This is a genomic window from Deltaproteobacteria bacterium, assembly GCA_005879795.1.
GTDB lineage: Bacteria > Desulfobacterota > Binatia > DP-6 > DP-6 > DP-6.
This window is the reverse complement of the sequence record VBKJ01000219.1, coordinates 1-17,482: the sequence shown is the minus strand read 5'-3', so window position 1 is coordinate 17,482 and position 17,482 is coordinate 1. Positions and strand designations below refer to the sequence as shown.

The window sequence follows — 17,482 nt, the reverse complement described above, 5'->3', positions numbered from 1 at the left end:
GGATCGCCTCGGTGTAGCTGTTGATGATCTCCTTCTTCACCGCGACGACCAGCACCTCCATCTTGTTGCCGTCCTCGATCCAGTCGATCACCTGGTAGTCGAGGTTGACGTTGTCGAGCGAATCCGGGATCAGGTGGCTCGCCTCGGCCAGGACGGCGGCGTCGACCGCCGCGCCCGTCTGCCCGGGCAGGATGACCTTCTTCACGATCACCGCGGGACCCGGGACCGCGGTGATTACCTGCTCGGCCTTGGCCCCGGTCTCTCGAACCAGCTTGCGGACGGTCTCGACCACAGGGCCCTCGTCCTGGATGACGTTCGACTGGACGACGGTGGGCGGCAGCGCGCCCACGCCGAGCGCGCTGAGACGCGGCCCCCCGGCCCCCTGCTGCACCTCGGCGAGCTTGACGCTGCTCGAGCCGATGTCGAGGACCAGGAAGCCCGCCTGGCGGCGGAACGGGTTCTTGAGCTTCGCGCCCAGGATCCGCTTGACGAGCGAATGACGGCTCAGACCATCTGCGAGCGCCAAGGGATCGTCCTCCTCATCTCATCCCACCCACGGCTCACCCTGGCGGCGAGGTGGTCTAACACGCAGAAATGCGGCAAGAAACCCGTATCGAGTATGCGCGCCAGTGACCGGGTTGTCAAAGCATGATCGCTCAAAGTTCCCCTCGCGACTTCCTCTTCGATGCAACCCACGTGCCCCACCGAACGCTGTCGGGCTCCAGAAACGAGAAGACCCGGTCGCGTCTTCGCAAACCGGGTCTCCCCGTGTGCAGAAAGGAGGGGCTGGAGGGCCAAAGTGCAAGCTCGGTGCCACGGGAGACGGCGCCGAAACCCGTCCACCGGCGGGGCGATGGCCCGTGCCCGCGGCAACGCCGCGTTCATTTTCTGTCTGCCGAGACGAAATCGTGACACACTTGGAGGCGATGCACGGCCTGGTCGCCGTCGCGCCGCTGCCACCCGTGCCGCGGCACGACCTCCTCACCTACCGCGTCCCCGAGCCGCTGCGTGAGCGCGTCCGCCCGGGCGTGCGCGTGCGGGTGCCCCTCGGCCGCCAGACGCGCACCGGGGTGGTCGCGGCCTTCGCCGGGGCCCTGCCGCCCGGCGAGCTGCGCAGCATCGTGGACGTGCTCGACGTGGACCCGTTCCTGCCTGCCGACCTGCTCGAACTCTGCCGCTGGACGGCGCGCTACTACCTCGCCTCGCTCGCCGAGGTGATCGCGACGATCGTGCCGGCCTCCGTCCCGCGACCTGCCGAGGAGCGTGCGCTCCGCCTCGTCCGCCGCCTCTCCGCCGACGAGCAGGCGGCGCTCGCGCGCCGCGCGCCCGCCCGCGCGCGCGCCTACCACGCGCTCGCCGCCGCCCCGGGCGCCGAGCTGACCGTCGCGGCCGCGCGCGCGGCCGGCGTCGGCGCCGCTCAGCTCGGCGCGCTGGTGGCCGCCGGGCTCGCCGAGCCGGTCGTGCGCGCGCGCACCGCGGCGGCCGCGCCCCGGGCCGCGCCCCGCCCCGCTCTCACTCGGGCGCAGGACGCGGCGGTCTCCGCGATCGCGCAGGCGCTGGCAGGCGAGCAGCACGTCTCCTTCCTCCTCCACGGCATCACCGGCAGCGGCAAGACCGAGGTCTTCCTCGCCGCCGCCGAGGCGGCGCTCGCCACGGATCGCGACGTCATCCTGCTCGTACCGGAGATCGCGCTCACCCACCAGCTCCTCGAGCGCGTGCGCGGACGCTTCGGGGGCGAGGTGGCGGTCCTGCACAGCGGACTCGGGCCACGCGAGCGCTGGAGCGAGTGGCGGCGTATCCTCTCCGGCCGTGCGCGCGTCGTCGTCGGCGCGCGCTCGGCGGTCTTCGCGCCGGTCCGGCGACCGGGCCTCGTGGTCGTGGACGAGGAGCACGACGCGGCCTACAAGCAGGAGGAGGGGCTGCGCTACAATGCGCGCGACCTGGCCGTGGTGCGCGCCCGCCTCGCCGGCGCGGTGGCCGTGCTCGCTTCCGCCACCCCCTCGGCCGAGAGCTATCAGGCCGCGCTCGACGCCCGGCACCGCCTGCTCACGCTGCCCGAGCGGCCGACCGCGCACCCTCTGCCGGCGGTGGAGGTCGTCGACCTGCGCGTCCGAGCCCACGACCGCACGGGCCCGCGCCTGGTATCCGAGGATCTCCGCCGCGCGCTCGAGGCGAACCTCGGCGCCGGCCGACAGACGCTCGTCTTTCTCAACCGCCGCGGCTTCGCGGTCTACCTGCAATGTGCCGGCTGCGGCGCCGCCCTCGACTGCCCGCTATGCAGCGTGACGCTCACCTGGCACCGCGCGGCCGGGGCGCTCATCTGCCACCACTGCCGCCACACGCGCCGGCCACCCGCCGCCTGCCCGGGGTGCGGCGCCGGCGCCCTCGAGGCGTTCGGGGTGGGGACGGAGCAGATCGAGGCCGCGCTGCGCGCGTGCTACCCGCTGGCGGTCGTCGACCGCCTCGACCGAGACGCCGCGCAGCGGCCCGGCGCCCAGCGCCGCATCCTGCGCGACTGGCGCGCGGGCACCACCGACATCCTGGTCGGCACGCAGATGGTGAGCAAGGGGCACGACGTACCCGGCGTGACTCTGGTCGCCGTCCTGCTCGCCGACCTGTCGCTCAACGTACCCGACTTCCGCGCCGCCGAGCGCACGTTCCAGCTCCTCGTACAGGTGGCCGGCCGCGCCGGCCGTGGCGACGCCCCGGGGCGTGTGGTGGTGCAGACCTTCCGTCCCGAGCACCCGAGCATGGTGGCCGCCGCGCGCCACGACTACGCGGGCTTCATGGCGCGCGAGCTCGACCGCCGCCGGACGCTCGGCTATCCGCCCTTCGGGCGCCTCATCAACCTCCGGCTCGACGGCCGCGACGGCGCCGCCGTCGAGCGCGCCGCGCGCGAGCTGGCCGGGCGCATGCGCCGGCGCGCGCGCGACCTGGGCCTCGACGAGGCGAGCGTGGTCGGCCCCGCACCGCCGCCGCTCGAGCGCGTGCGCGGACGCTGGCGCTGGCAGATTCTCCTGCGCAGCCGCGACGTGCGCGCGCTCCGCGCCCTCGCCGGCACCGCGCGCGGGGAGCTGCCGAGCGCGCCGCGCGCGCCGGTACGCCTCGTAATTGATGTGGATCCATACAGCATGTTATAGATTCGCTCACCCGCCGCTTCCGCATGGCGCTCCGCCAGATACTCGAGTATCCGAATCCGCTGCTCAAGAAGCGGGCGGCCCCGGTCGCCGACATCAGCGGCGAGGTGGTCACGCTGGTCGACGACCTGGCCGAGACGATGTACGCTGCGCCCGGCGTCGGCTTGGCCGCCACGCAGGTGGGCGTCGGCCAGCGCGTCATCGTGCTCGACGTCCACGGCGAGGACGAGGCGCCCGGGAAACGGCTCTTGAAGCTCATCAACCCCGAGATCGCCGAGCGCGAGGGCGAGGTGGTGTGGGAGGAGGGCTGCCTGTCGGTCCCCGGACTCACCGCGCCCGTCAAGCGCGCCCGCCGCGTACTGGTTCGGGCGTGGACACCCGAGGAGCGCGAGGTCCAGGTCGAGGCCGAGGAGCTGCTCGCGGTCGCGCTGCAGCACGAGATCGACCACCTCGACGGGCGGCTCTTCCTCGACCGGCTGTCGCGGCTCAAGCGCGACCTTTACCGCGCGCGCCAGCGCAAGCTCGAGCGCCAGGGGCGGAAGAGCGGCGGCGCGCGCCCGCTCCTCATCTGACCAGCGGCTGGCGCATCGTGTTCATGGGCACGCCCGCCTTCGCGTGCCCGATCCTGAACGCGCTCCTCGCGCGCACCGATCCGGTGATAGGCGTCATCTGTCAGCCCGATCGCCCGCGCGGCCGCGGGCTCGGCGTGGCGGCCCCGGAGGTGAAGCGCCTGGCCGCGGCCCGCGCCCTCCCCGTGCTGCAGCCGGAGCGCTTGCGGGACGCCGCCTTTCAGGATGCGCTCCGCGCTCTCGCGCCCGATCTCGTCGTGGTAGCCGCCTACGGGAAGATCCTGCCGCGCGCCGTCCTCGACCTCCCGCCCCGTGGCTGCATCAACGTCCACGCCTCGCTCCTGCCCCGCCACCGCGGCGCAGCGCCGATCGCATGGTCCATCCTGGCGGGCGACGCCGTCACTGGCGTCACCATCATGGCGATGAACGAGGAGATGGACGCGGGCGACATCCTCCTCCAGCGCGAGACCCCGATCGCGCCCGACGACACCGGCGGCACGCTCGGCGAGCGGCTCGCCCGCCTCGGCGCCGCCGCCATCGGCGAGGCGATCGACGGCCTCAAGGCCGGCACGCTGCGACCGGTACCGCAGCCCGCCGCCGGCGTCACCTTCGCGCCCCGCATCGAGCGCGAGCACTGCCGCCTGGACTGGCGCCGCCCGGCGGTCGAGCTCGAGCGCCAGGTGCGAGCGCTCGCTCCCGAGCCGTCGGCCTTCACCACGCTCGAGGGGAAGCTCCTCAAGGTGCACCGGGCCGCGCTCGCGGCCGGCACCGCGCCCGCCGGCCGCGTGGTCGCGGCCGGGGCGGACGGCATCGTGGTGGCGGCAGGCGCCGGCGCGCTCCGCCTGCTCGAGGTCCAGCTCGAAGGGCGACGGCGGCTCTCCGCGGCGGAGTTCCTGGCCGGGCACCCGCTCGCTCCGGGCACATGCCTCGCCGCGAGATAGGCGTCCGTGCCGGCGGTCCCTGACTGCGGCTGGATTCCAGCGCCTGCCTCCGCTAGACCGAGCGCGTGACGGCCATCGCGGCCTCCATCCTCTCCGCCGACTTCGGGCGGCTCGGCGAGGAGGTGCGCGCGGTCACCGCGGCCGGTGCCGACTGGATCCATGTCGACGTCATGGACGGCCGCTTCGTACCGCCCATCACCATCGGTCCCCTGGTGGTGGAGGCGATTCGCCGAGCCACCCACCTGCCCCTCGACGTGCACCTGATGATCGAGACGCCGGAGAAGCAGGTCGCGGCGTTCGTGCGCGCCGGCACCGACCGCCTCACGGTGCACGTCGAGGCGGCGACCGACGTGGCGGCCACCGTGGCCGCCATCCGCGAGGCCGGCGCGCGCCCCGGGCTGGCGCTCAACCCGCCCACGCCCCTCGAGCACATCCGCCCGTTCACGGACCGGATCGACCTCCTCCTCGTGATGAGCGTCAACCCGGGCTGGGGCGGGCAACCGTTCGTCGAGGGATCGATGGAGAAGCTCGCCGCCGCGCGCCGCCTGCGCGGCGAGACCGGCGCCCGCTTCGTCATCGAGGTGGACGGGGGCATCAAGCCGCACAACGCCGCCGCGGCAGTTGTTGCGGGCGCGGACGTTCTGGTCGCCGGCTCCGCCATCTTCGGCTCGCCCGACTACGGCGCGACCATCCGCGCGCTGCGCGGCGGCTGAGGAGAAGGCGAAGAGACGGGCCGCCCGCCCTCCTGTTCGGTCTGAAAGGACCTAACGTCGAGGCCGGCCCGGACGGCGCTGGGCCTCGAATCGGGGCTGTCCGTCATGTGACGGCCGGTCCGCAGTTCTACCCTTCGCGACGCTCCCGCCCTGGGAGACCTGCTCACACCGAGACCAACCCCACCTCGCACGATCTCTCCCCGCTGCAGCGCCACCTCCTTTGGGCTCGCGCCCGCAACATGATAAACGGCTCCAAACGGGCTCATCGCCCGAAGCGAGGAGGCAGGATGAGGGGTGCTAGGGTGGTTGATCGTGGTGATGCACTTGGCCGTGATGGCTCTGAGGCCGGTTGGGTTGATCACCTCCGTGAGAATCCGTCAGACACTGGAAGCCGTGGACGGCAAGGTCTGAGGGCAGGACGCGGATATCGTCCAGGCGATAACGCCAGCCGATATCGTGGCGTCTACCGTGAGTTCAGCAATCGCGAACGGTAGTCCGCTCACCCATGGTCAGGTGGCCGCGCCTGACGCTCGCTGACACCGCCATCACGCTCGCACTCGCCCCGCGATCCAGCCCTTGGCCCTTCCCCCTGCACCTGCGGGCGCTGACGGCTCGTCGCCGGCTCCGCCATCTTCGAATCGGCGCGACCATCCGCGCACCGCGCGGCGGCTGAGGAGAAGGCCGGGGAGACGGGCCGCCCGCCCTCGTTGTCGGCCCGCCCCCTTGTCCGGCCATACGCCGCGGCTCAGCCGCCGCGGCCCTTTGGAGTCGCTGCCGGCTCGATCGTGATCTGATCCTTCAGCCGGTCGTAGAGCCGGTCGCCGATGCCCTTCACCTTGCGCAGATCCTCGGGCTTCTGGAACGGTGCCTCGCTGCGATACTCGATGATCGCGCGCGCCTTCGCCGGCCCGACGCCCGGCAGCTTTGCGAGCTCGTCCGCACCCGCCGAGTTGATGTTGACGCGTGCGCCCGCGGCTGGGGGCGCGGCACCGGCGGCGACGGCGCCGCGCCCCGTCCCGGCCAGCATGAGCCCGCAGAGGAGCCCCACCGCCACCGCTCTCGTGATCCGCTGCATCTCCACCTCCTTTGGCGCCCCTGCGGCGCCGCTCGCAGCCGGCCAAGGGCAAGCGACGTGCCAGACGACGCCCACGGCGGGACGGAGGGAATTCGCTGCCCGCGGGCGGAGCCGATACGTCCCGGCGCAACACCACGTCGCAGCCGCCGGCGGCGAGCTTTTCTTGCCGCAACGCCTGTGTTAAGCGGGCTCGCACGCGCTGGCCGGCCTTGCACGGGGTGTAGCTCAGCCTGGTAGAGCACTGCGTTCGGGACGCAGGAGCCGCTGGTTCAAATCCAGTCACCCCGACCATCTCGCCGGCCAGGCGCTCTGGCGCGAGGCAAACCGCAGGTGCGGGAGCTACATCGGTCGCTCGTCGGCGTGGCGCTCGCCGCCTCGCTCGGCGTAACGCTGGCGCGCGCGGAGACTGCGACCACCAAGGAGGGGGCCCACCTCCGCCAAGGGCCGAGCGCGAGCACCGAGCTGCTGGGCGAGCTGCCACCGCGGACCACGCTCGACGTGCTCGGCACGAGCGGCGGCTGGCGGCAGGTGCGCACGCCCGGGGGGGCGGTAGGGTACGTGTGGGCGGAGCATCTGGCCGAGGAAGCGAGACCGTCCGAGGCGCCGCGGCGGGCCAGCGAGGCGCCGAGCGCGGCGCCACGGAGCGTCTTCGACGAGCTGCATGACCTCCGCCAAGAGGTGAGCGCGCTCGCGGAGCGGCGGCCGCCCGCGAGCGCGGCGGATGTCGAGGGCGTCCGCCGGGAGCTCGAGCGGCTCGCGGCTGCGGAGCGAGACCTGGCGCGGCGCTTCGACGAGCGCTTCGTCGGAGCACCCGCGTCGGCGGATCCAGCACCGGACTGGTCGCTGTGGGCGGTGACGGGGCTCGTCGGCGCGGGCGCCGCGATCGGCCTCTTCGCAGGCCGGCTGTTGCAGCGCCGCCGCGACGGTGGCCAGCGGAGTCGGCTCCGGCTCTAGGAGTCCGTCCGAGACCGGCAGGCGAGCGCTGCAACGACTTCCGGACGCTGCGCGCCGGCACCGAGACCCCGCCTGGCGCTGCACAAAAAGTAGGCGGCGCCTGCAAACTGGGCAGGGGCGCTGTCGCCGTCGGCCGCTTTCCTATTGACCCCTCGCCGCGGGTCGTGGCACCACCATTGCTCAACCGTTTCTTCGAGCTCACGGGGGAGGACAATGGAAAGGAGGCAGCGATCCTTCGGTGCGAGGTGGTGGTGTGTCCGTGCGTCGCTCGCGTTCGCGGCCGTGCTCGCGCGCGGCTCGGTGGCATACGCGGACGAGGCTGCGAAGATCGACTCGGGCGACACCGCGTGGATGCTGACCTCGGCGGCGCTCGTCCTCATGATGACGGCGCCCGGGCTCGCGCTCTTCTACGGCGGGCTGGTGCGGAGCAAGAACGTCCTCAGCCTGCTGATGCAGAGCTTCATCATGGTCGGCCTGATCAGCATCCAGTGGGTGCTCTGGGGCTACAGCCTCGCCTTCGGGCCCGATCACGGTCACGTGGTGGGCGGGCTCGACTGGTTGGGGCTGCGCGGCGTCGGCCTGGAACCGAACGCGGACTACGCCCCCACCATCCCGCACCAGACCTTCATGATCTACCAGTGCATGTTCGCGATCATCACCCCGGCACTCATCACCGGGGCCTTCGCCGAGCGCATGAAGTTCAGCGCGTTCTTCCTCTTCTCGCTCCTGTGGGCGACGTTGGTCTACGACCCGCTCGCGCACATGGTGTGGGGGACGGGCGGGCTCCTCGGCAAGGTGGTCGGTGCGCTCGACTTCGCCGGTGGCACCGTGGTGCACATCAGCTCGGGGACCTCGGCGCTGGTGTGCGCGGTCGTGCTCGGCAAGCGCCTCGGGTACGGTTCCGATCCGATGCCGCCGCACAACATGCCCTTCGTGCTGACGGGCGCCGCGCTCCTCTGGGTCGGCTGGTTCGGCTTCAACGCGGGGAGCGCGCTCGCCGCCAACGCGCTCGCCACCAGCGCCTTCGTCGTCACCAACACGGCCACCGCCGCAGCCTCGCTGTCGTGGATGTTCGCCGAGTGGCTCGGGCGCGGGAGGCCGACCATACTCGGCGCGGCGAGCGGCGCCGTCGCCGGGCTGGTGGCGATCACGCCCGCCTCGGGCTTCGTGGCGCCCATGCCGGCGCTCGTGATCGGGGCGGTCGCCGGCGTGCTGTGCTACGGCGCCTGCAACTTGAAGACGGCGCTCGGCTGGTACGACGACGCGCTCGACGTAGTGGGCGTGCACGGCGTGGGCGGGAGCTGGGGCGCGCTCGCGACCGGGCTGTGGGCCTCGGCCCAGGTGAACCCCGCCGCCTTCAAGGCGGGCGGCGGTGCCGCGGTCTCCGAGGGACTCCTCATCTCGGGGCAGTGGGGTCTCCTCGGCGCCCAGGTGGTGGCCGTGCTCCTCACCTACCTCCTGGCCGGGGTGGGCTCGCTGCTCTGCCTCGCCATCACCGGCGCGGTGACCGGCGGTCTCAGGGCGAGCGAGGACGACGAGTTCGCCGGGCTCGACCTCTCACAGCACAGCGAGAGCGCGTACGTGTTTGCGAGCAGCGCCTACGGCGGCCACTCCGCCTTCCCGGCACGAGCGGCCGAGCAGCGCAGCGCGGCGGACTGACCACGATGGCGGAGACCTGCTTTACAAGCGGCGAGCGGTTCGAGTAAACGGGGAGCCCGCCCGGCGGCGGCCCCACTGAAGGGAATCACCCATGAAGAAGGTCGAGGCGATCATCAAGCCGTTCAAGCTCGACGAGGTGAAGGAGAGCCTCTCCGCGATCGGGGTGCAGGGCATCACCGTGAGCGAGGTGAAAGGGTTCGGCCGGCAGAAGGGACACACCGAGCTCTACCGGGGCGCGGAGTACGTGGTCGACTTCCTCCCCAAGGTGAAGCTCGAGATCATCGTGCGCGACGAGCAAGTCGCGGACGTGGTGGAGACCATCGAGAAGGCGGCCAAGACCGGCCGCATCGGCGACGGGAAGATCTTCGTGTTGCCGATCGACGAGGTCGTGCGCATCCGCACCGGCGAGCGCGGCGGCGACGCAATTTGACGGGAGCTCGTGAGGAGGGGCTCGGTATGGCGACTCAGACACCAAAGGACGTACTCAAGTCCGCGAAGGACAACAAGGTCGAGGCGGTAGACCTGAAGTTCCTCGATCTGCTGGGACTCTGGCAGCACTTCACGGTCCCGCCGAGCGAGCTCGTCGAGGAAGTGTTCGAGGAAGGACTCGGCTTCGACGGCTCGTCGATCCGCGGCTGGCAGCCCATCCACGCCTCGGACATGCTGGTGATGCCGGATCCTACGACCGCGGTCATGGATCCGTTCACGGCGCTCCCGACCATGAGCCTGATCTGCAACATCGTCGATCCCCTCACCAAGGAGGACTACTCGCGCGACCCGCGCAACATCGCGCGCAAGGCCGAGGCCTACTTGAAGTCGACCGGGATCGGCGACGTCGCCTACTTCGGGCCCGAGCCCGAGTTCTTCGTCTTCGACGAGGTGCGCTACGAGCAGAACCAGCACACCGGCTTCTACCTGATCGACTCGGCCGAGGGGCAGTGGAACACGGGCCGTGACGTCGACACGCTGAACGACCGCAGCGGCCGCGTGATCGAGAGCAAGAACCTCGGTTACAAGCCGCGCTACAAGGAAGGCTACTTCCCGGTGCAGCCGACCGACACCTTCCAGGACATCCGCACGGAGATGGTCCGCGAGATGGAAAAGCTCGGCTATCGAGTCGAGAAGCACCACCACGAGGTGGCGACGGCGGGGCAGGCGGAGATCGACCTCCGCTTCCTCCCGCTCGTCAAGATGGGCGATGCGCTCATGTGGTACAAGCACGTGGTCAAGAACGTCGCCCGCCGCTACGGCAAGACGGCGACCTTCATGCCGAAGCCGGTCTTCGCCGACAACGGCAGCGGCATGCACACCCATCAGTCGATCTGGAAGGGCGAGAGGCCCCTCTTTTCCGGCGACCGGTACGGCGGGCTGAGCGAGCTCGCGATGCACTACATCGGCGGCGTGCTGAAACACGCGCCGGCGCTCGCGGCCTTCACCTGCCCCACCACGAACTCCTACCACCGGCTGGTGCCCGGCTTCGAGGCGCCCATCAACCTCGCCTACTCGAGCCGCAACCGCTCGGCCGGCGTGCGCATCCCGATGTACTCGCCCTCGCCCAAATCGAAGCGCATCGAGGTCCGCTTCCCCGACCCGGCGTGCAACGGCTACATCGCCTTCTCGGCCATGCTGATGGCTGGCCTCGACGGCATCGAGCGGCGCCTCAACCCCGGCGATCCGCTCGACAAGGACATCTACGCGCTCACGCCCGAGGAGTTGCGGGACGTCCCCAAGATGCCAGGCTCGCTCGAAGAGGCGCTCGAGAACTTGAAGCGCGACCACGACTTCCTGCTCAAGGGCGACGTCTTCACCGAGGACGTCATCGAGACGTGGATCGAGTGGAAGATGGCGAACGAGGTGAGCGCCCTCCGGCTCCGCCCGCATCCATACGAGTTCGCGCTCTACTTCGACGCCTGACCGGCGCTTCGGCACGCGCGAGAGCAGACGGCGGAGCGGGCTCGTCGAGAGCCCCTCCGCCGTTCGGACTCGCGAGCGATCAGCTCGCCTTCTTCGCCGGCGCCTTCTTGCTACCGCTCTTGCTCGGCGCCGCCGTACAGCTCTTCACGCGCTCGGCCGAGACCTTCATCTCCTTCTGGATGTCCTCGGCGGACTTCCCGGCTGCGATCGCCTCCTTGATCTTGGCGCACGGCACCCCAGCGTGACGCGCTCGCTTCGCCGCCGCCAGCGCCGGGGACCCGACGAGGACAGCGGCCGCCAGCAGAGAAACCAGCGCTAGCCCAGTTCGCTTCACCGCAGTTCACCCCCCTTCTGGCGGGGCCGTCTATCACGGGTCCCAAGTCGCTTTCCAGAGAGCGCCAACTCGCGGTTTGGCCGCGGGGAGGGGCCTGTGCGATATACGGACACGCCGCCCGGGCGCGCGACATGAAGGGAACTCTCGCTCTGCTCGCCAAGTTCGGCGTCACGCTCGCGATCTTCGTCGGCATCTTCCTCGAGTTCGGCGGCGGGTACCGGGCCGTACGAACGGCCGGCCTCGGCGAGCCCGGCGCGTTCGAAGCGGCGAACCCGGCCGCTCCCAGCCTGCTCGGCCGCCTCAAGGCCCGCCTGCGGGGCGTGCCGCTTCCGCCGTCGCGCGAAGCCGTCTCGATCGAGAAGGTGTGCGAGAAGGCGGTCGACCGTGCGGTGTTCGTGCGCCTCGTCGACGGCACCGTCCGCCGCTTCAAGCCGCTGCGTCACTGCGGCGAGGCGGGCCTCACGACCGTGTACGCGCGCACGCCCGACGGCGCCTTCGCGCCCGTGCCGCTCGCCCAGGCGCCGCCCGAGGCCTACTTTCGCATCCAGGGGTTCCAGCTCGTGCCGGCGGAGATGTCGGAGCTGTGGGCGGCGATCCGCGGCCTCACCTGGCGCGTCTTCCTGCCCTGGTTCCTCGGCGGGATGGCGATCAAGCTCCTCGGCATCTTCGCGAACGTGTGGCGCTGGCAGATCCTGCTGCGCGGCCAGGGCATCGACCTCGGCTTCGGCTACCTCGCCAACACCTACTTCATCGGGCGCTACTTCGGCATCGTCACGCCGAGCACCATGGGCCTCGACGCCTGGCGCCTCTACGACACCATCCGCCTGACGCGTCGGCCCGTCGAGTGCACGACGGCCCTCGCCGTCGAACGGGTGCTCGGGCTGGTCGGCATCTTCACCGTGATCCTCGTCCTCCTGCCGTTCGCACGGGACATCACCCAGCGGCAGTCGCTCGGCGAGCTGGTGGCGGGCACGAGGTGGCTCCTCGCCGCGACCACGCTCGTCGGCGTGCTCGTCCTCCTCCAGCCCGCTTGGTTCCGCGGGCTGCTTCGCCTCGTGCCCGGCGGGCGCGCCCGCCGCTTCGCCGCCAGCGTGATCGATTCGGCGACGGCGTACTCGAACCGTCGTGGCCACCTGCTGCTCGCGCTCCTCCTCGCGGTGGTGGGCCAGGTCACCACCACCCTCATGTACTTTGCCAACGCGATGTCGCTCGCGACCCAGAACGTGCGGGCGAGCGAGGTGCTGCTCGCCTCGGCGGTGATGACCGTCGGGACCTTCATCGCGCCGTCGGCTTCGGGCGAGGGTGTGCGCGAGCTGGCCTTCGTGTGGCTGCTCGGCGCGAAGGCCGGCGCGGCGAAGGCGTTCCTGATCGGCCACCTCGGGTTCTGGATCGAGAAGATCCCGCTCTCCGTGCCGGGCGGCCTCCTCCTCGTGTTGCGCCGCGACCCCGCGCTGCGCGCCATCACGCGGGCGGATCTGGAGCGGGTGCGGCGAGAGGCAGAGGCGGTGTAGTCCGTTGGCGGCCGCGGCGCTCCCGCTCCGCCACCGCTCGCCGCCGGCGGCTTGGCCGACGTCGCGTGCGGCGTGAAGGTCGCGGCGAGGCGGTCCCTGCCGCCACGGTCCGCCATGACCAGGCCAGCTGAGCGACCCCGATCGCTTTGTTCCTTCAGGGGTCGTCGGGCTCGCCCTCGGGTCTACCCGGCGCAGCAAGGGAGCCCGTCGTCGCCCTGCGTCACCAGCAGACGCGAACGAGCGTGGAAACGCACCCCTTGCAATGGCGAGCGTCGCCCATGTAGATGGAAAGTAGCCGAAGGAAGGTTGCCATGCTGCGCATGTCGTCCAGTCATCCGTTCCGGATGAGCCACCGTACGGTGGCCAACGACGCCGTGTGCGGCACCGACCGGGGCGCGCAGGCTACGAAGCGCACCCCGATTTGGGCCGGTGGCCTTTCGGCGGCTGGAGGCGAACTCCCAGCGTAGACCGTAAACCCCTCCAACCGAAAGAAAGGCCACCGGCCCGCAGGGTCCGGTGGCTTTTTTTTTGGTCGGAGCGAGCCGAGAGGAGAGCGAGAATGAGCACCATCAGCGTCCCGGCGTTCACGAGGAAGCTCCGAGAAGTCGTGGCCGACGAGCCCAAGGCCTTCGCCTACGACCTCGGTCTCAGCCTCTCGGCCGTGTACAACTACCTGAACGGCCGGGTGCCCGCGACCGAGGTGCTGTTTCGCATCGCGCGCTACACCGGGCACCCCATGGAGTGGTTCCTGGTCGACGAGGAGCCCGAGACGGCGGTGAGGGCGGGCTCGGGGGAGGTCGCCGTGCCTGCGAGCTACGCGGCGAGCGGCCGCGGCGGCGAAGGCGCGTGAAGCGGGGCGCGTCCGGGAGGTCTCGGAAGGTGACCTCCCGGGCGCGCCGGGCACCGCTCCCTGTTGATGGTCGCTCGCACGGCGGTATGATCCGTCGCGATGCGGCGGCGGATCGTTCTCTTCCTGGCGCTCACCCTGGTGGCCACGACGGCGTGGCCCGCGGGCAAGGTGGCCAGGCCGCGCGTGTACGACCTCATCGCGGGTGGCGAGCAGGACTACACGGTGGCGCCGGGCGACAACCTGTGGGCGATCACCGGCCGCTTCACCATGAGCCGCGCGCTCCTCCAGACCTGGAACGAGCTGCCGGACGTCGACGCGCTCCGCCCGGGCATGCATCTCAGGGTCTCCAACCGCCACATCGCCCCGCGCCGCGGGTCCGATGGCATCGTGATCGACATCGCGGTGCGCACCCTGTACTGGTTCCAGAAAGACGCGCTCCGCGCCCGTTTCCCGATCGGGGTGGGCCGCGCCGACTGGGCCACGCCGCCCGGGCATTACCGTATCGTCGGACGGCGGCAGGATCCGGTCTGGCATGTCCCGCCGTCGATCCAGGCGGAGATGCGGGCGCAGGGCGAGAAGGTCGTGCGCGACGTCCCACCCGGCCCCGACAACCCCCTCGGCAAGTATTGGATCCAGCTCTCCGCCCCGGGCTACGGCCTGCACGGCACGAACGCCCCGGCGAGCATCGGCAAGTACGCGAGCCACGGCTGCATGCGCCTCCTTCCCGAGCACGTCGAGTTTCTCTACCGCGAGGGGCGCGACGGCACACCGGTGGACATCGTCTACGAGCCGGTCAAGCTCGCGCGTGATGCGGGGCGGGTCTACCTCGAGGTGCACCGCGACGTGCTGAGCGGCAAGCGGAGCGAGCTGCCGGCCGTGCTCGACTTCATCGAGGCGGCCGGTCTGACCGAAGCCGTGGACGCGACGCGCGTGGCCGATGCCGTCGCGCGGGCCTGGGGCACGCCGGAGGACGTGTCGCTCGAACCGCCGGCGGGGCCGTCGGCTAGGGTCGTGCCTGTCTCGGACCGCTCGGAGGCTGTCGGGGGAACCACGGCGGCTGCGACGAACGATCCGGGGCCTGCGAGCGGCGTGCCTTCAGGCACGCCGCGTCGGCCGTCGCTGCGCTAGCCGTTTTCGCTCCCCGGTTCGTTCGCCTCGCCCGCCACGGTCGCCCCGACAGACTCCTGACATGGCCGCCGGCAGCAGCACGGTGAAGGTCGAGCCGACGCCCGGCGTGCTCTCGACCCGGATGTCCCCGCCGTGCGCCTCGACGATCGTCTTCGCGATGAAGAGGCCGAGGCCCGTCCCCTCCGTGCGCTTGGCCTGGCGTACGCGGCGGTACTTCTCGAAGAGATGCGGCATCTCGTCGGCCGGGATGCCGTGCCCCGTGTCGCGGAAGACGACGGCAACCCGCCCGTCCTGGCGCGCGGCGCTGACCGTCACCCGGCCTCCGGCCGCAGTGTACTTGATGGCGTTGCCGAGCAGGTTGGCCACGACGCGCTGGAGCTGGGACTCGTCGGCGACCAGCGCCGGCAGCCGCTCCGTCTCGAGCGCGAGCCGGACGCCCTTACGGCGGGCGGTCGAGCCGTAGTGCTCGACGGCGTGGGCCAGCATCTCGGCCAGGTCGAAGGGCCGGGGATCGAGCGTCATGCGGCCCGCCTCGATGCGTGAGAGGTCCAGGAAGTTGCACACCAGCCCGTGGATCGTCTCACCGCTCTCCCGGATGCGGGTCAGGACCTCGGGCGGGATCTGGTCGGGCGGCGGCTCAGGGTCGGTCAGCATCTCGGTGTAGCCCAGGATCACCGTGAGCGGCACCTTGATGTCGTGCGTGATCATGGAGAGGAAGTCCGCGCGCAGCTGCTCGAGGGCGTACTTCTCGCTCATGTCGCGGAAGATGCCGACCGCGGTGCGGGCGTGGCCAGGCGCCGGAGCCGGGGACCCGAGCGGCGTGAGCGTGACGTCCCACACGCCCTGCGGCGGCTCGATTCCCCGGGTGCGGAGCTCACCGCTCCAGCGCCCGCCCTCGCCGACCGCCGCCAGCACGTCGCCCAGGTCCGCCTGGCCACCTGGCGTGCCGACGAAGTCCCCGAGGAAACGACCGACGATCGTCGATTCCGGCTGCCGCCAGGCGTGGGCGAGGGCGAGGTTCACGAAGGCGACGCGGCCCCCTGGATCGAGGACCACGACGCCGTCGGTCGTCCCGCGCAGCGCGAGAGCGAGCGCCTCGACCTCCTCGCGGCAGCGGTTGCGGTCGCGCACGAGCTCGCGGCGCTCGAGGGTGCGGGCGAGGACGCCAGGAAGGTGAACCAGGTGGCTCCCGTCCGCGCGCCGGACGACGTACTCCCACGCGCCGCACTGCAGGGCATCGATCGCGACCGCGACGTCGTCGACGCTGGTCACGATCACCGCGGGAGTGTCGGGGTGGTCCGCGGCGATGCGCACGAGCAGGTCCCGCCCGTCCATGTCGGGGAGGGCGAGCCCGAGCACCACGACGAAGTCACCGCCGCGCCGGAGTACGCCCAGTGCCTCGGCGCCGCTGGCCGCCTCGGTCACCACCCGGCCCGTCTGCGCGAGCGCGCGCCCGGCGGCGCGTCGCTCCGCCGGGTCGTCCTCCACCAGCAGTATCTGGACGCCCTCGGACATGCGTGGCCGACAGACAAAGCAAGCCGTATGCCCGCTCGCGTGGGTGGGATCCAGGACTCGCGCTGAAGGCCGGCGGCGGCGTCCTGCGCCAATATCGATGGTAACCGCCACCGATTTGACGCGGCTGGGCCGCCCGCGGGGTTTCCGTTAGTATCACGCGCGTCTCCGATGTCGGTCCGCTTCTGCGCCCAGTGCGGGACGAAGGCGCTTGCGGCAGCCAAATTCTGCACCGAGTGCGGAGCGGCGCTCCCCGGGGGCGGTGCGGCTTCGGCCGCGCGCCGCTGGCAGGTAACCGCCGCCGCCTCGGCGGTGCTCACCGGGTTCCTGGCGGCGGGCCTCGCCATCTGGACCCTGATCCTCTCGCCCGGCGGTCCGGGTGCGGGGCCCGTGCGGCCGGGAGCGGCGCCGCCGAGCGCGTCGTCTGCCGGCGGCGGCACCAAAGCCAGGATGCCGCTGCCCGCCGAGGTGGTGTCCTTCATCACCGACCTCGCGGCCAAAGCGAAGGCGAAGCCCGACGACATCGAGACGTGGCTCAAGCTCGCTCTGGTCGATGCGCGTGCCGCACAGCTCGACCCGACCTACCAGGTCGACGCGGTGGCCGCCTTCCAGCACGTCCTCGACCGCGACCCGAAGAACGCCGACGCGCTGCGCGGCCTCGGCAACATCCATTACGACCGCGATGATCACGCCAAGGCGATCCCGATCTTCGAGCGCTACCTGGCGCTCCGCCCCGACGACGCGAGCGCGCGCACGGACCTCGCGACCATGTACCTGTACGCCGGCGACCCGGCGCGCGCGATCGCGACCTACAAGGACGTCATCAAGCGAAACCCGTCGTTCCTGCAGGCGCACTACAATCTGGCGGTCACTTACCACGGGCAGGGCGACGACCGCGCCGCCTTGGGCGAGCTCGAGATCGCGCGCGGGCTCGCGACCGAGGACGGCGTTCGCAAGCAGATCGACGACATGATCGCGGCCCTGCGCGGCGAGGGGCCCGCGCCCGAGGACACCCGGGCCGCGCCTCCCACGGGCGCCGGGGGCCCGCGGACCCCCTTCCAGGGGGCTGTCGAGCACGCGTTCCGGACGCACCCGATCATGGGGCCGCGCATCGTGCGTTTCGAGTGGACGGCCCCCGCGGCCGGGCGGGTGCTGGTGCAGAACTTCCCCATGGAGGGCATGCCC

At 71.5% G+C, this 17,482-nt stretch carries 15 protein-coding genes and 1 tRNA gene; 13 read left to right on the top strand and 3 right to left on the bottom strand.

Annotated features, from left to right (window positions below; translation table 11 throughout):
- Positions 1-526 (bottom strand): hypothetical protein (locus E6J59_19000; GenBank protein TMB16492.1); only part of this gene is annotated, 526 nt, incomplete at its 3' end.
- Positions 527-908: 382 nt separating this feature from the next.
- Between E6J59_19000 and priA the strand changes: the two genes are divergently transcribed.
- The 4 genes from priA to E6J59_18980 all read left to right on the top strand — a co-directional run bounded on the left by priA (position 909) and on the right by E6J59_18980 (position 5,360).
- Positions 909-3,140, top strand: a complete 2,232-nt coding sequence (gene priA, locus E6J59_18995) for a primosomal protein N' (GenBank protein ID TMB16491.1) — start codon at positions 909-911, stop codon at positions 3,138-3,140.
- 23 nt (positions 3,141-3,163) lie between these two features.
- Complete coding sequence (gene def / locus E6J59_18990) at positions 3,164-3,709, top strand: peptide deformylase (GenBank protein TMB16490.1); 546 nt, start codon at positions 3,164-3,166, stop codon at positions 3,707-3,709.
- 23 nt (positions 3,710-3,732) lie between these two features.
- The gene (locus tag E6J59_18985; GenBank protein TMB16489.1) at positions 3,733-4,647 is read left to right on the top strand and encodes a methionyl-tRNA formyltransferase; all 915 of its coding nucleotides are present in this window, start codon (positions 3,733-3,735) and stop codon (positions 4,645-4,647) included.
- 65 nt (positions 4,648-4,712) lie between these two features.
- Positions 4,713-5,360 carry a ribulose-phosphate 3-epimerase gene (locus E6J59_18980; protein ID TMB16488.1) on the top strand — a complete coding sequence of 216 codons (648 nt, stop codon included), beginning with the start codon at positions 4,713-4,715 and terminating at the stop codon, positions 5,358-5,360.
- A 745-nt stretch (positions 5,361-6,105) separates the two neighbouring features.
- On the opposite strand, the gene E6J59_18975 is transcribed toward E6J59_18980, so the two are convergent.
- Positions 6,106-6,387, bottom strand: a complete 282-nt coding sequence (locus tag E6J59_18975) for a helix-hairpin-helix domain-containing protein (protein ID TMB16493.1) — start codon at positions 6,385-6,387, stop codon at positions 6,106-6,108.
- Between the two features lie 262 nt (positions 6,388-6,649).
- Here E6J59_18975 and E6J59_18970 point away from each other — a divergent pair.
- From E6J59_18970 to E6J59_18935, 8 genes are all read left to right on the top strand, one after another.
- Positions 6,650-6,726: transfer RNA gene (locus E6J59_18970), tRNA-Pro, on the top strand.
- Positions 6,700-7,389, top strand: a complete 690-nt coding sequence (locus E6J59_18965) for a hypothetical protein (GenBank protein ID TMB16487.1) — start codon at positions 6,700-6,702, stop codon at positions 7,387-7,389. The genes E6J59_18970 and E6J59_18965 overlap by 27 nt, the downstream gene beginning before the upstream one ends.
- A 213-nt stretch (positions 7,390-7,602) precedes the next feature.
- Positions 7,603-9,048: an ammonium transporter gene (locus E6J59_18960; protein TMB16486.1), complete on the top strand. Its 1,446-nt coding sequence runs from the start codon at positions 7,603-7,605 to the stop codon at positions 9,046-9,048.
- 91 nt (positions 9,049-9,139) lie between these two features.
- The gene (locus E6J59_18955) at positions 9,140-9,478 is read left to right on the top strand and encodes a P-II family nitrogen regulator (protein TMB16485.1); all 339 of its coding nucleotides are present in this window, start codon (positions 9,140-9,142) and stop codon (positions 9,476-9,478) included.
- A 26-nt stretch (positions 9,479-9,504) separates the two neighbouring features.
- Complete coding sequence (glnA, locus tag E6J59_18950; GenBank protein TMB16484.1) at positions 9,505-10,962, top strand: type I glutamate--ammonia ligase; 1,458 nt, start codon at positions 9,505-9,507, stop codon at positions 10,960-10,962.
- Positions 10,963-11,427: 465 nt separating this feature from the next.
- Positions 11,428-12,807: a flippase-like domain-containing protein gene (locus E6J59_18945; GenBank protein ID TMB16483.1), complete on the top strand. Its 1,380-nt coding sequence runs from the start codon at positions 11,428-11,430 to the stop codon at positions 12,805-12,807.
- A 559-nt stretch (positions 12,808-13,366) separates the two neighbouring features.
- The gene (locus tag E6J59_18940) at positions 13,367-13,657 is read left to right on the top strand and encodes a helix-turn-helix transcriptional regulator (GenBank protein ID TMB16482.1); all 291 of its coding nucleotides are present in this window, start codon (positions 13,367-13,369) and stop codon (positions 13,655-13,657) included.
- Positions 13,658-13,756: 99 nt separating this feature from the next.
- Complete coding sequence (locus E6J59_18935) at positions 13,757-14,785, top strand: LysM peptidoglycan-binding domain-containing protein (protein ID TMB16481.1); 1,029 nt, start codon at positions 13,757-13,759, stop codon at positions 14,783-14,785.
- Here E6J59_18935 and E6J59_18930 read toward each other — a convergent pair.
- Positions 14,753-16,300: a response regulator gene (locus tag E6J59_18930; GenBank protein TMB16480.1), complete on the bottom strand. Its 1,548-nt coding sequence runs from the start codon at positions 16,298-16,300 to the stop codon at positions 14,753-14,755. The genes E6J59_18935 and E6J59_18930 overlap by 33 nt on opposite strands.
- A 168-nt stretch (positions 16,301-16,468) precedes the next feature.
- On the opposite strand from E6J59_18930, the gene E6J59_18925 reads away from it, so the two are divergent.
- A partial coding sequence (locus E6J59_18925) for a tetratricopeptide repeat protein (protein ID TMB16479.1) occupies positions 16,469-17,482 on the top strand: 1,014 nt, incomplete at its 3' end.

Coding starts and splice junctions, on each gene's coding strand:
- def (TMB16490.1), top strand. CDS start 3,164: ATGGCGCTCCGCCAGATACTCGAGTATCCGAATCCGCTGCTCAAGAAG.
- E6J59_18985 (TMB16489.1), top strand. CDS start 3,733: ATGGGCACGCCCGCCTTCGCGTGCCCGATCCTGAACGCGCTCCTCGCG.
- E6J59_18975 (TMB16493.1), bottom strand. CDS start 6,387: ATGCTGGCCGGGACGGGGCGCGGCGCCGTCGCCGCCGGTGCCGCGCCC.
- E6J59_18960 (TMB16486.1), top strand. CDS start 7,603: ATGGAAAGGAGGCAGCGATCCTTCGGTGCGAGGTGGTGGTGTGTCCGT.
- E6J59_18955 (TMB16485.1), top strand. CDS start 9,140: ATGAAGAAGGTCGAGGCGATCATCAAGCCGTTCAAGCTCGACGAGGTG.
- glnA (TMB16484.1), top strand. CDS start 9,505: ATGGCGACTCAGACACCAAAGGACGTACTCAAGTCCGCGAAGGACAAC.
- E6J59_18945 (TMB16483.1), top strand. CDS start 11,428: ATGAAGGGAACTCTCGCTCTGCTCGCCAAGTTCGGCGTCACGCTCGCG.
- E6J59_18940 (TMB16482.1), top strand. CDS start 13,367: ATGAGCACCATCAGCGTCCCGGCGTTCACGAGGAAGCTCCGAGAAGTC.
- E6J59_18935 (TMB16481.1), top strand. CDS start 13,757: ATGCGGCGGCGGATCGTTCTCTTCCTGGCGCTCACCCTGGTGGCCACG.
- E6J59_18930 (TMB16480.1), bottom strand. CDS start 16,300: ATGTCCGAGGGCGTCCAGATACTGCTGGTGGAGGACGACCCGGCGGAG.